Annotated in this window: 11 protein-coding genes; 10 read left to right on the forward strand and 1 reads right to left on the reverse strand. The window is 48.3% G+C overall.

Annotation, left to right across the window (positions count from 1 at the left end; genetic code table 11):
• Positions 1-43 precede the first annotated feature (43 nt).
• The 8 genes from QUA47_RS04105 to rdgB all read left to right on the forward strand — a co-directional run bounded on the left by QUA47_RS04105 (position 44) and on the right by rdgB (position 8,126).
• Positions 44-736 (forward strand): aldehyde oxygenase (deformylating), encoded by a 693-nt coding sequence (locus tag QUA47_RS04105; protein WP_190738253.1) that lies wholly within the window; start codon positions 44-46, stop codon positions 734-736.
• A 149-nt stretch (positions 737-885) separates the two neighbouring features.
• Positions 886-1,911, forward strand: a complete 1,026-nt coding sequence (locus QUA47_RS04110) for a long-chain acyl-[acyl-carrier-protein] reductase (protein ID WP_006633353.1) — start codon at positions 886-888, stop codon at positions 1,909-1,911.
• Positions 1,912-2,165: 254 nt separating this feature from the next.
• Positions 2,166-3,146 carry an acetyl-CoA carboxylase carboxyl transferase subunit alpha gene (gene accA / locus QUA47_RS04115; RefSeq protein ID WP_190738252.1) on the forward strand — a complete coding sequence of 327 codons (981 nt, stop codon included), beginning with the start codon at positions 2,166-2,168 and terminating at the stop codon, positions 3,144-3,146.
• A gap of 243 nt (positions 3,147-3,389) precedes the next feature.
• Entirely contained in the window at positions 3,390-4,115 is a 726-nt protein-coding gene (locus QUA47_RS04120) for an SDR family oxidoreductase (protein ID WP_190738251.1), read from the forward strand.
• A gap of 111 nt (positions 4,116-4,226) precedes the next feature.
• Positions 4,227-4,961, forward strand: coding sequence for a GTP cyclohydrolase I FolE (folE, locus tag QUA47_RS04125; RefSeq protein ID WP_333289186.1), 735 nt, complete (start codon positions 4,227-4,229; stop codon positions 4,959-4,961).
• Between the two features lie 272 nt (positions 4,962-5,233).
• Entirely contained in the window at positions 5,234-6,658 is a 1,425-nt protein-coding gene (locus QUA47_RS04130) for a phosphoglucomutase/phosphomannomutase family protein (protein ID WP_333429817.1), read from the forward strand.
• Positions 6,659-6,902: 244 nt separating this feature from the next.
• Positions 6,903-7,523 (forward strand): hypothetical protein, encoded by a 621-nt coding sequence (locus QUA47_RS04135; RefSeq protein WP_333429818.1) that lies wholly within the window; start codon positions 6,903-6,905, stop codon positions 7,521-7,523.
• A 15-nt stretch (positions 7,524-7,538) separates the two neighbouring features.
• The gene (rdgB, locus tag QUA47_RS04140; protein ID WP_190658756.1) at positions 7,539-8,126 is read left to right on the forward strand and encodes an RdgB/HAM1 family non-canonical purine NTP pyrophosphatase; all 588 of its coding nucleotides are present in this window, start codon (positions 7,539-7,541) and stop codon (positions 8,124-8,126) included.
• A 156-nt stretch (positions 8,127-8,282) separates the two neighbouring features.
• Here the strand turns inward: rdgB and QUA47_RS04145 are convergent, their stop codons facing one another.
• Positions 8,283-8,621: a P-II family nitrogen regulator gene (locus QUA47_RS04145; protein WP_006633346.1), complete on the reverse strand. Its 339-nt coding sequence runs from the start codon at positions 8,619-8,621 to the stop codon at positions 8,283-8,285.
• A gap of 353 nt (positions 8,622-8,974) precedes the next feature.
• On the opposite strand from QUA47_RS04145, the gene QUA47_RS04150 reads away from it, so the two are divergent.
• Both QUA47_RS04150 and ilvB read left to right on the forward strand, forming a co-directional pair.
• The gene (locus QUA47_RS04150; protein WP_190658754.1) at positions 8,975-10,273 is read left to right on the forward strand and encodes an MFS transporter; all 1,299 of its coding nucleotides are present in this window, start codon (positions 8,975-8,977) and stop codon (positions 10,271-10,273) included.
• Positions 10,274-10,659: 386 nt separating this feature from the next.
• Positions 10,660-12,495, forward strand: coding sequence for a biosynthetic-type acetolactate synthase large subunit (ilvB, locus tag QUA47_RS04155; protein WP_333429819.1), 1,836 nt, complete (start codon positions 10,660-10,662; stop codon positions 12,493-12,495).
• Positions 12,496-12,675 lie beyond the last annotated feature (180 nt).

The raw sequence follows: 12,675 nt of genomic DNA on the forward strand, positions 1-12,675 counted from the left end.
TTTCCAAACATCCCACAAGCTTATATGAGGAGAATACATATCTATGCCCCAGCTTGAGGCCAGCCCAACAATTGACTTTCAAACCGAAACTTACAAAGATGCTTACAGCCGCATCAACGCCATTGTGATTGAAGGCGAACAAGAAGCTCACGACAATTACCTGACACTGGCCGAACTGTTGGCGGACAAAAAAGCAGAGTTAGTTGGCTTGTCCAAGATGGAGAACCGCCACATGAAAGGCTTCCAAGCTTGTGGCCGGAATCTTAAAGTCACGCCCGACATGGCATTTGCCAAAGAGTTCTTTTCGGAACTGCACAAAAACTTCCAGACGGCAGCGGCCCAAGGTCAGATTGTAACTTGCTTGTTGATTCAATCGCTAATTATCGAGTGTTTTGCGATCGCAGCTTACAACATCTACATCCCCGTCGCCGATGACTTTGCTCGCAAAATCACCGAAGGCGTCGTCAAAGAAGAATACAGCCACCTCAACTTTGGGGAAGTCTGGCTGCAAGCTCACTTTGAGGAATCCAAAGCGGAACTAGAAGCCGCCAACCGCCAAAACCTGCCCATCATCTGGAAACTGCTAAACGCTGTCGCAGACGATGCCCGCGTCTTGGGAATGGAAAAAGACGCTTTAATCGAAGACTTTATGATTGCCTACGGCGAAGCTCTAGGCAACATAGGCTTTAACAACCGCGATATCATGCGGATGTCAGCACAAGGCCTCGCAGCCTAGTTAATTCGGAAATAAGGAATGGGAAAAAAATTAAAAATTAAAAATTAAAAATGGGATAACTCATTTTAAAATATAAATTTTTAATCTTCCCATCTTCCATCTTCCTTCTTTCATCTTCCACCTTCCATCTTCCTTCATTTGACAACTTAATGTTTGGTCTAATCGGTCACTTAACCAGCTTAGAACACGCCCAATCAGTAGCTAACGAGCTGGGCTATCCAGAATATGCCGATCAAGGTCTCGATTTTTGGTGCAGCGCACCGCCCCAAATAGTTGATCATATCACGGTAACAAGCATCACTGGACAAAAAATAGAAGGCCACTATGTGGAGTCCTGTTTTCTGCCAGAAATGCTCGCCACTCGCCGGATTAAAGCAGCCACTCGCAAAATCCTTAATGCGATGGCACACGCTCAAAAACACGGGATTAACATCACTGCTTTAGGCGGCTTTTCTTCGATCATTTTTGAGACTTTCAACTTGCAGCAAATTAAGCAAATTCGCAATCTCAAGTTGGAGTTCGAGCGCTTCACCACTGGTAACACTCACACGGCTTATATCCTCTGCCGCCAAGTAGAAGAAGCAGCCCCAAAATTGGGGATTGAACTTTCAAAAGCCACTGTAGCCGTTTGCGGTGCTACTGGCGATATTGGCAGTGCTGTCTGTCGCTGGCTGAATGTTAAAACAAATGTAGCAGAATTGTTGCTCATTGCCCGCGACAAAGAACGATTGCAAGATTTGCAATCGGAATTGGGGCGCGGCAAAATCATGGATTTGGAAGAAGCCCTGCCCCAAGCGGATATTGTAGTGTGGGTAGCCAGTATGCCAAAGGGAGTAGAAATTGACCCTAAGACATTGAAGCAACCCTGTTTATTGATTGACGGTGGCTATCCGAAAAATTTGGCAACTCAGGTTCAGCATCCCGGAATTTACGTACTAAATGGCGGGATTGTGGAGCATTCCCTCGATATTGAGTGGAAAATTATGAAGATTGTCAATATGGATGTACCGGGCCGACAGTTGTTTGCGTGTTTTGCCGAATCAATGCTGCTGGAATTTGAAAAATTGTATACCAATTTTTCTTGGGGACGGAATCAAATTACTGTGGAAAAGATGGAGCAAATCGGTCTGATTTCTGTCAAACACGGTTTCCGACCTTTATTAATGTCAGTTTGATGTTAAGAGTCAACAGTTAAATTGGAAATTTTAACTGTTGACTCTTTCGTTGGCATCGGAATAATATTTTTCCGAGTGCAGCGCGAGCTTCCGGGTCGCGCTCTATGATAATTATGATGTGACCAAATTTGATATCATACAAAATTTAAAACCCAAAGTTGGCAATTTTTCCGTCTTTTTTACTATCCCCAGACAGGGTAGGATCGGAAAATAGTCGATCGACAAAACCTCAAAACCTTATAGAAATTATCAGCGTGGCAAACCCCGACCGCAAACCACTACTCCTAGATTTTGAAAAGCCGCTGGCGGAACTAGAAACCCGAATTCACCAGATCCGCGAACTCGCCGAAGAAAACAGCGTCGATGTTACCGACGAAATTCGCAAACTCGAAGCTCGCTCGACACAACTGCGACAAGAGATTTTCAGCAGCTTGTCCCCCATGCAGCGGCTGCAACTCGCCCGTCACCCGCGCCGCCCCAGCACCCTCGATTACATTCAGGCAATTAGCGACGAGTGGATCGAGCTTCACGGCGATCGGCGCGGCGGAGACGACCCGGCCCTCGTCGGCGGAATTGCCCGCATAGACGGGCGTCCCACAGTCATCATCGGCCATCAAAAAGGCCGTGACACTAAAGACAATATCGCCCGCAACTTTGGCATGGCTGCTCCCGGCGGCTACCGCAAAGCCCTGCGGTTGATGGAACACGCCGATCGCTTCGGAATGCCAATTTTCACGTTTATCGACACTCCCGGAGCTTGGGCGGGCTTAGAAGCAGAACAGCTCGGACAGGGAGAGGCGATCGCCTGCAACCTCCGAGAAATGTTTCGTCTCGACGTTCCCATTATTTGCACAGTCATCGGCGAAGGCGGTTCCGGCGGCGCCTTGGGTATCGGCGTCGGCGAGCGGCTGTTGATGCTGGAACATTCCGTCTACACCGTCGCCACTCCCGAAGCTTGTGCGGCCATTCTCTGGAAAGACTCTGGCAAAGCTAGTTTGGCTGCAGAAGCCCTCAAAATCACTTCCTGGGACTTGAAAAACCTCGGCATTCTCGATCAAATAGTACCCGAGCCGATCGGTGGCGCTCACTCGAATCCCCTCAAAGCCGCTTCCATGCTCAAACAAGCTTTGTTGGAAAACTTAGCAGAACTCACACAGCTTACGGCTCAGCAGCGACGCGAACTTCGGTATCAAAAGTTTCGCCATATCGGTGTGTTCACTGAAATTTCTGCTTGAGCCGATCGATTCAGAGTTATCAGTTATGTAGTGAACAATCTCTTAACTTCCAACTCCTAACTGATAACTCACTATTCTGCGGATCTGTCAGCAGTGTTATAATTTCTCAGGTGACACGGCTTAACAGTTCTTAATGTTCATCTCATAATTAACTGTTATCGCCCGCAGCAGACAGTTGTCTAATTTGCCTCAGAAGGCTGCAACGCTGTAGGGAGTTGCCGAGCGAAAGTATTAGGACACTGAATGAACCATCCAACAACAAAGCAGGCTCTGATAACGGGAGCCAGCAGCGGTATTGGCAAAGCAACGGCTCTAGCGTTCGCCGCCGAGGGCATAAATCTGGCCTTAGTTAGCCGAGAGTCGGAAAACTTAGAAGCCGTTGCCGCAGCAGCCCGAGAAGTCGGAGTGAAAGCAGAAGCTTATCCCTTAGACTTAGCCAAAATTGAGCAAGTGCAAAGCAGCATCAGCGCGATCGCATCTCAATTGGGTTCCGTAGATATCCTGGTCAACAGCGCTGGCATGGGCTACACCGGCTCTTTAACGGAAACGCCGCTAGCCGAGTGGCAGAGCGTTCTAGACCTCAATCTGACTAGCGTTTGGCAGTGCATTTTAGGAGTTTTGCCCTCCATGCGCGATCGCGGATCGGGAATCATCATCAACGTTTCCTCGATCGCCGGCAGCCAAACCTTCCCCAACTGGGGAGCCTACTGCGTCAGTAAATTCGGTCTCATGGCTTTGTCTAAAACCTTAGCCGCCGAAGAACGGGCTCACGGAATTCGCGTAACAGCAATCTGTCCGGGTTCTGTCAATACTCCCATGTGGGACACAGACACCGTGCACGCCGACTTCGATCGCACCGCCATGTTAACCCCAGAAATCGTCGCCCAATCTATTCTGCACGCAGTTCAGTTGCCAGCAAGTGCAGTAATTGAAGAAATCACGCTCATGTCCAACGCAGGAGTTTTGTGAACTTGAGATTTTAGACTGCTGGATTTTTCTCGAATTCAACAATCTTTGAATCTCTAGCTATATCCCCCAATCGAAAATCGAAATATCGATTCACCCTCACACCAAATTGTTATGACAATTGCATCTTCCACCGATTCCAATGGCTCGAACTCACTCTCGACTGACAGCATGAAACTGTTACAAACCGCAGATAATAACCCCCCGCGCATCCCCACTCGACCCGATCGCAATTCATCGCACGGTCAAGAATCCAACGTACCCGTACCCTCAGAAGTAGGCCAGGAAGAAATGATGGCCGCCGTTCGGACAATGCTGCTGGGAGTAGGGGAAGACCCCGAACGCGAAGGATTGCTCAAAACCCCGAAGCGGGTAGCAGAAGCAATGCGGTTTCTCACCAGTGGCTACAGTCAATCCCTCGAAGAACTCCTCAACGGCGCTATCTTTGACGAAGGTCACAACGAAATGGTACTGGTGCGAGACATCAGCGTATTCAGTATGTGCGAACACCATATGCTGCCGTTTATGGGCCGAGTTCACATCGCTTACATTCCCAACCAAAAAGTAGTGGGACTGAGCAAATTAGCCAGAATTGCCGAGATGTACAGCCGCCGGTTGCAGGTGCAAGAACGTTTGACGCGCCAAATTGCCGAAGCAGTTGAGACAATATTGGAACCGCAGGGAGTAGCTGTAGTAATGGAAGCCAGCCATATGTGCATGACGATGCGGGGCGTGCAAAAACCCGGTGCTTGGACGGTTACGAGTGCAATGTTGGGCGTCTTTCAAGATGAACAGAAAACTCGCGAAGAATTCCTGAATTTGATCCGCCACCAACCGGCATTCTTTTAGTCAGTTGACAGTTGACAGTTGACAGTTGGCAGTTGGCAGTTAACAGTAATTAGTAGGTTGGGTTGAGGGACGAAACCCAACATAATCTATCAAGCAAGGCTAATGACAGCTAACAGTCAGCAGCTAACAGTCAGCAGTCAACAGTCAATAGCCAGAGTAAAGGCTGTGGGAGCAATTCCATAATCTAAAATCTAAAATCTAAAATCTAAAATCAGATGACGATCGACTAATAAACCCATAAAATAGACGGGTGACTCATGACTTGTGACTAAATGAATCCTATTAAATTCGGTACAGATGGCTGGCGCGGCATCATTGCTGACGATTTTACATTCGATCGCGTAGCGTTAGTCGCTCCCTTAGCGGCACAAGTTCTCGCACAAACCGGCAGCAGCGATGGCAGCAGCGGTACCGTAATTGTCGGTTACGACCGCCGGTTTCTGGCTGAAGAATTTGCCAAAACAGCGGCTGTTGCCGTCCAAAACGCAGGATTTGACGTGCTGTTGAGCGAATCCTACGCCCCCACTCCAGCTTTCAGTTTAGCTGCCAAACAATTAAATGCTTTGGGTGCGATCGTCCTGACAGCCAGCCACAATCCCGGTGCATATTTAGGGTTAAAAGTCAAGGGCGGATTTGGCGGTTCAGTGTCGCCCGAAGTTACTCAAAAGATAGAAGAAAAACTCGACAATCCGGCGGCACTTTCAGCCACTCCCGGGAAATTGGAGAATTTTAATCCTTGGCCGGCTTACTGCAAAACATTGCGGGAAATGGTAGATATTGAGGCGATTAAAGAAGCGATCGCCAGCGGCAAAATTACAGTATTTGTAGATGTAATGCACGGTGCCGCAGCCGGAGGATTAGCTCAAATTTTAGAAGAAACAGTGCACGAAGTCAACAGCGATCGAGATCCGCTGTTCGGTGGCGGTGCACCGGAACCTTTGCCGCGCTACCTGTCGCAGTTATTTCGGGTGATGCGTACTCACCAGCGAAAAAGTTCTGGTTTGTCGATCGGATTTGTATTTGACGGAGATAGCGATCGAATTGCAGCCGTTGACTCTAGTGGCAACTTTCTCAGTTCACAAATCCTAGTTCCCATATTAATCGAACATTTAGCAAAACGGCGCGGGTTGGCCGGGGAAGTCATCAAAACAGTCAGCGGTTCAGACATAATTCCCAAAATTGCCAAGCTGTACGACTTGCCTTTATTTGAAACGCCGATCGGTTACAAGTATATAGCCGATCGAATGTTAACCACCCAAGTCTTAGTCGGCGGCGAAGAATCGGGAGGAATTGGCTACGGTACACACATCCCCGAACGAGATGCTTTATTGTCAGCGCTGTACTTATTAGAAGCAGTTGTCAAATCCGGGGAAGACTTAAGCGAAATTTACACCCGGCTGCAACAAGAAACAAGCTTTTCTTCAGCTTATGACAGAATAGACTTGCACTTAGCAAACATGGACGAACGTTCCCGCTTGCTGGGACTGTTGGAAAATCAACCCTTAACAGAAATCGCCGGCAAAGCAGTTGTAGATTGCAATAAAGTTGACGGATATAAATTCCGTTTAGCAGACGGAAGTTGGCTGTTAATTCGCTTTAGCGGAACCGAACCTGTGTTGCGGCTGTATTCAGAAGCGGCGACATTGAAAGAAGTTATGCAAAACTTAAACTGGGCGAAAGCTTGGGCGCATAATTAATCGGAGTTTTCAACCGCAGATAAACGCAGATGAACGCGGATTACTTGAGATCAAATCTCTCTTTCTCCGTGTCCTCTGCGCCCTCTGCGGTTAAAAAAAGTATTGCCGTAGCAATCCTCCCATCAATTGTGAACTCTTTCTCTTCTCTTCTTCGCGTCCTTCGCGTCTTCGCGGTTCGTAAAAAAAATCTTACTCACCAATGAAATACTATTGCTAGATCAGGTTAATTTTAGGATAAAAGCAAATGGCATACAGCGATTTCAGCCTTGCGAGAGTCAAAAAAGATTTTGGATTAACCTTAGATGAAACTCGCAATTTATTTGCCGAGACAAAACCAGTTTCACCATCCGAAATTTTAACAACAATCCTAATTGATTATGTACCGCTAGCCACTTTTATTTCCACCGAAAAAGCTCGCTCAGAATTTTTGATTGCCCCCATATTAGCAGAAGTCCGGCGATTGTTAAACAAACAAGTTTCTCTTTTTTCTGGTAAGGATTTTACTGTCGATCCAGAAAGAGGTTTGCAAGGATTTTGCGATTATATTATTAGCGGATCTTCAGAACAATTGTTCATCAGTGCTCCGGTTATAACAATTTTTGAGGCCAAAAAGGAAGATATTATTGGCGGTTTGGGTCAATGCGTGGCCGCAATGGTAGCGGCTCAATGTTTCAATCAAAACCAAGACACTGAGGTCGATCGCATTTACGGCGCGGTGACGACGGGTACTAACTGGAAATTCTTGATTTTGGAGGAAACTACTGTTTATATCGATACGATTGAATACTATATTCAAGATGTTGATAAGATTTTGGGAATTTTGTTGCAACCATTTTCCCAATCTTTTGTTAATATGGAGCCGTAAGTTTTAAGAGAAATAATGACCGATCGCAAATTGCTAGTTGTAGCTACGGGCAATCCGGGTAAACTCAAGGAAATGCAAGTTTACCTGCAGGATTTGGGATGGGAATTGGAACTAAAACCGGAAGAGTTGGAAATCGAGGAAACAGGCGAAACTTTTATTGCTAATGCTTGCTTGAAGGCATCTGAAGTGGCAAAAGCAACGGGCAAATGGTCGATCGCCGATGATTCTGGTTTAATGGTAGACGCACTCGACGGCCAACCTGGGATTTACTCCGCACGCTACGGCAAAACCGATGCTGACAGGATATCTCGACTTCTCAAAGAATTGGGAAGCGAACACAACCGGGAAGCACAATTTGTTTGCGCGATCGCGATCGCCCGTCCCGACGGTACAATTGCCTTGCAAGTAGAAGGAATTTGCCGGGGCGAAATCCTGGAGACTCCTCGCGGTACGGGAGGTTTCGGATACGATCCCATTTTCTACGTACCCGCACAGCAACAGACTTTTGCCGAAATGACACCGGATATCAAGCGATCGCACTCTCACCGCGGCCGAGCATTCCAGGCTTTATTACCAAAAATGGCTAATATTGTCAACCCGTAATGCGGAAAAAAGCCAAAACATGGGGTAACTGTGGCATTGGATATTGACACTTAGGTATCAAAACTAAACAGGAAAGAGGTTTTTCGTTGGCAATGACCAGTTACCGATGACCAATTACCAATGCCCTGTTTGGCCAATGCCCAATGCCCCAGTATCTTAGATTGCCTCCAAGTTCTTTTCCCCAGTCCGAATCCGAATAATTTGTTCTACAGGAGAGATGAAAATCTTGCCGTCGCCAATCTCGCCCGTGCGGGAAGCCGCGATAATTTTATCAACCACCATGTCAACCTGATCGTTTTCCACAACAATCTCGACTTTGAGCTTTTGCAAAAACTCAACGGTGTACTCGGAACCGCGATAGCGTTCTGTCATGCCCTTCTGACGGCCAAAACCTCTAACTTCAGAAACAGTCATCCCCACAATACCAGCATTGACGAGTGCGATTTTCACTTCGTCTAGTTTAAAGGGGCGAATAATAGCTTCAACCTTTTTCAAGTTTCTCACTCCTAACAGTTAGTACCTTCGTTATATTACTTAATCGGCGTGACATCTTTTAATATCACTGCCAGCAGCAAGTATTTTGTCAAGTATATTACCCTATCTTGTACTCGCGATGAAATGCACGCCAACCTTTAACAATCTTCTCGGATTTTCCGGGCGAGCGGGTTCTCGGTTCCGGCTGATCGCGGTAGAGTTAAGAAGACTGCAGCAGCCGTCCCCCGCCGATCTGCTAAAACAGAAAAAGAACGCAGGAGACAGGAGTTTTCCGAGTTTCCGCTTTGCTATGTCAGATTTGCACGTATTGCTGAAAACTATAATTGCCAGAGGCGGTCAGTTAAACTATTCCTATGCACCCAGCCAGCCCTCCTCCTGACCGCAGCGGGCTTGATGCCCTACTGAGAAATCGCCCCTTCCTCGCCTTGTGGACGGGCCAGTTATTAGCCCAAGTGGCGGATAAAATCTTTTACGTATTGCTGATTATTCTACTAAAAACAGGCGACTACCTACCCTGGCCTGTTTCTTGGCAGCATTCGGGAAATTCTATGCTGTCAGCGGTGATGATCGCCTACACAGTGCCGGCGATCGTCTTTGGTTCCGCAGCCGGTATCGTCGTAGACCGCTTTTCCAAAAAGCAAATGCTGATCGCCTGCAATGTGATTCGAGCCGGGTTGATTGTAGCTTTGCCGTTTTTGCCCAAAGCTTTTGTGGTTTTGTTGACGATGACGTTTTTGATCTCTACCGTAACGCAATTTTTTGCTCCTGCAGAAGCGGCAGCCGTCCCCCTAGTCGTGGGGCGAGAGGGACTGATGTCAGCAAATGCTCTGTTCGCCTCGTCCACAATGGGCGGGATCATTATCGGGATGACGATCGGCGAACCGCTGTTTAGTTGGGTCAAACACAGCTTCGGATCAGCTTCTCAAGAGTTTTTGCTGGGCGGGTTGTACCTGATATCAGCAGGTTTGATCTATGCCATGCAGATCAAAGAAGGTCATGTCGGCAGCAGTGCCAAAAACGTCCATCCTTGGCAAGACCTCAAGGAAGGTTTGCGGTATGTGAAACACAATCACCTTGTCAGCAACGCGATGGTGCAGTTGACGATTTTGTATTCCGTGTTTGCGGCGCTTCAGGTGCTGGCGATCGCACTTTCAGGCAAAATAGGTCTCAAAGAAACTCAATTTGGCTTTTTGCTAGCTGCAGCAGGAGTCGGAATGGTCTTCGGCGCAGGCTTTTTGGGACACTGGGGCAGTCGGTTCCACCACAAACCTCTGCCGTTAATCGGTTTCTTGATGATGGGTTTTGTATTAGCAATGTTTGCCTTTACCCGACAGTTGTGGGTGGGATTCGGATTGAGTGCTCTGTTCGGTTTTGGTGCTTCGTTAATTAACGGGCCGATGCAGGCTCTGATTCAAGAAAAAACTCCAGAATCAATGCGGGGCAAGGTCTTTGGATTGGAAAACAATGCGATTAATATTGCTCTGAGCGTGCCTTTAGCGATTACCGGCCCGCTGACAGATGCTGTCAGCAAAGCCGTCCGATCGGATGACCTCGGCTTGCGGATCGTGTTACTGAGTTTGGGCTTTTTGGTCTCAGTGATGGGCATGGTAGCTTGGCGACATACCCGCAAAGTCTTGCAGGATGTTCTCTGAACTTTGGCAAGAAGGAAGAATGCAGACGGAAGGAAGAGGGAAGAAGAAGGAAAAGGGCTTTCTTTTCGCGATCGATCTCTAACATAGCAACCGCTCTGATGATTAGGACCTTCTTAATTGCTGAAACGATTGTTTTTCTTGTCGAATGCCGAATCACGAATGCTCTAAAAGGGTGATATCACGGTAAACCGGCATAGAAGCCGCGATTTGCTCTGTTTCTTTTCTTCCTCTGCTGTTCCACAATGTCTCGATCGGGCGAACCCTCTCCGATCGCGAAATCTTTCGTAAAATCTCACCACTTAAATTTTCATAGTTTCATTAATTAAGATTAAAGTAGTATAAAAGCTTTCATTAAAAATCATAATTAGTTTAAGGAAGGAAATTCTGTGCAACTAAAAACTAAAGTGACCGTTAGGCGTGCAACTGGTGGATTTGCTCTGATTGACAGCTTGATCCGCCACGGGGTGAAGCATATTTTTGGTTATCCCGGCGGCGCAATTCTGCCACTTTACGACGAACTCTACCGCGCTGAAGAAACTGGCGCTATCAAACATATTCTGGTGCGGCACGAGCAAGGTGCTGCTCACGCGGCCGACGGGTACGCCCGCGCTACCGGACAAGTTGGGGTTTGTTTTGCTACTTCGGGCCCTGGCGCAACTAATTTGGTGACGGGGATTGCGACGGCCCACATGGATTCGATCCCGATGGTAATTATTACCGGTCAGGTGCCTCGTCCGGCGATCGGCACTGATGCGTTTCAGGAAACAGATATTTACGGGATTACCCTGCCAATTGTCAAGCATTCCTATGTAGTGCGCGAGCCGGGAGATATGGCGCGAATTGTGGCTGAAGCTTTCCACATCGCGAGTACAGGGCGGCCGGGGCCGGTGTTGGTTGATGTACCCAAGGATGTGGGTTTAGAAGAATTTGACTATCTGCCCGTGGAACCGGGATCTGTGAGAATTCCCGGCTATCGGCCGACGGTGAAGGGCAATCCCCGCCAGATTAATCAAGCGATTCATTTGCTGAAGGAAGCAAAGCGTCCTTTGCTTTATGTGGGCGGCGGGGCGATCGCCGCGGGGGCCCACGAGGAAATTAAGGAACTCGCCGAACTTTTCCAATTGCCGGTCACGACAACGCTGATGGGCAAAGGTTCCTTTGACGAAAACCATCCTTTGTCCGTGAAAATGCTGGGGATGCACGGCACGGCTTACGCTAATTTTGCCGTTACCGAGTGCGATTTGCTGATTGCTGTAGGGGCGAGGTTTGACGATCGCGTGACAGGCAAATTAGACGAGTTTGCCGCGCGGGCGAAGGTGATTCACATCGATATCGACCCGGCGGAAGTAGGCAAAAATCGAGGCCCTGATGTGCCGATTGTCGGAGATGTCCGCCATGTTTTGATCGATTTGCTGCGCCGCTGTCGGGAAACTGGAGTTTCGGGGAAGACCGGACAGACTGCGGAATGGCTGCACAGGATCGATCAGTGGAAACAGGACTATCCGTTAGTTGTGCCTCATTACCCAGACATTTTGTCTCCGCAAGAGGTGATTTCCCAGTTGGCTACTCAAGCGCCGGATGCTTACTACACAACAGATGTCGGTCAACATCAAATGTGGTCGGCTCAATTCTTGAACAACGGGCCGCGCCGCTGGATTTCTAGTGCTGGTTTGGGCACGATGGGTTTCGGGCTGCCGGCGGCGATGGGCGCGAAAATGGCCCTACCGCATGAGCAAGTGATTTGTATTGCTGGCGATGCTAGCGTGCAAATGAATATTCAAGAGCTGGGAACTCTAGCACAATACGGCATTAATGTCAAGATTGTTATTGTAAATAACGGCTGGCAGGGAATGGTGCGGCAGTGGCAGCAGGCGTTCTACGGGGAGCGTTATTCGTCGTCGAATATGACTGTAGGGATGCCGGATTTTGTGATGCTGGCTGAAGCTTACGGGGTGAGAGGGATGCTGGTTTCACGGCCGGAGGAACTCAAAGATGCGATCGGACAAATGCTCGCTCACGACGGCCCGGTGCTGATGAATGTGAAGGTGACGAGGGATGAAAACTGCTACCCGATGGTAGTTCCGGGTAAGAGCAACGCTCAAATGGTTGGTTTGCCCGATCGTAGCAAGTTGCAATCAGCGGAGTTGATTTATTGTCCGAGTTGCGGCGCTAAGAATGTTTCCACCAATAACTTTTGTCCTGAGTGCGGGACAAAAGTTTAACGAGTTTTGAGTGGGGACTTAGGCTGTGCCTATTAGTCTCAACTTAAGGTCAAACGTGGTCATAGACTGCTGTTTATCGTCGAGGCCAGATCCCCCCTAGCCAACCCCTACTCCCCTTAAGAAGGGGGGAACCGGAGCGATCTCAAAGTCAACCCCTACTCCCCTTCTTAAGGGGGATTT

The organism is Microcoleus sp. MON2_D5 (genome assembly GCF_036701905.1).
Lineage (GTDB): Bacteria > Cyanobacteriota > Cyanobacteriia > Cyanobacteriales > Microcoleaceae > Microcoleus.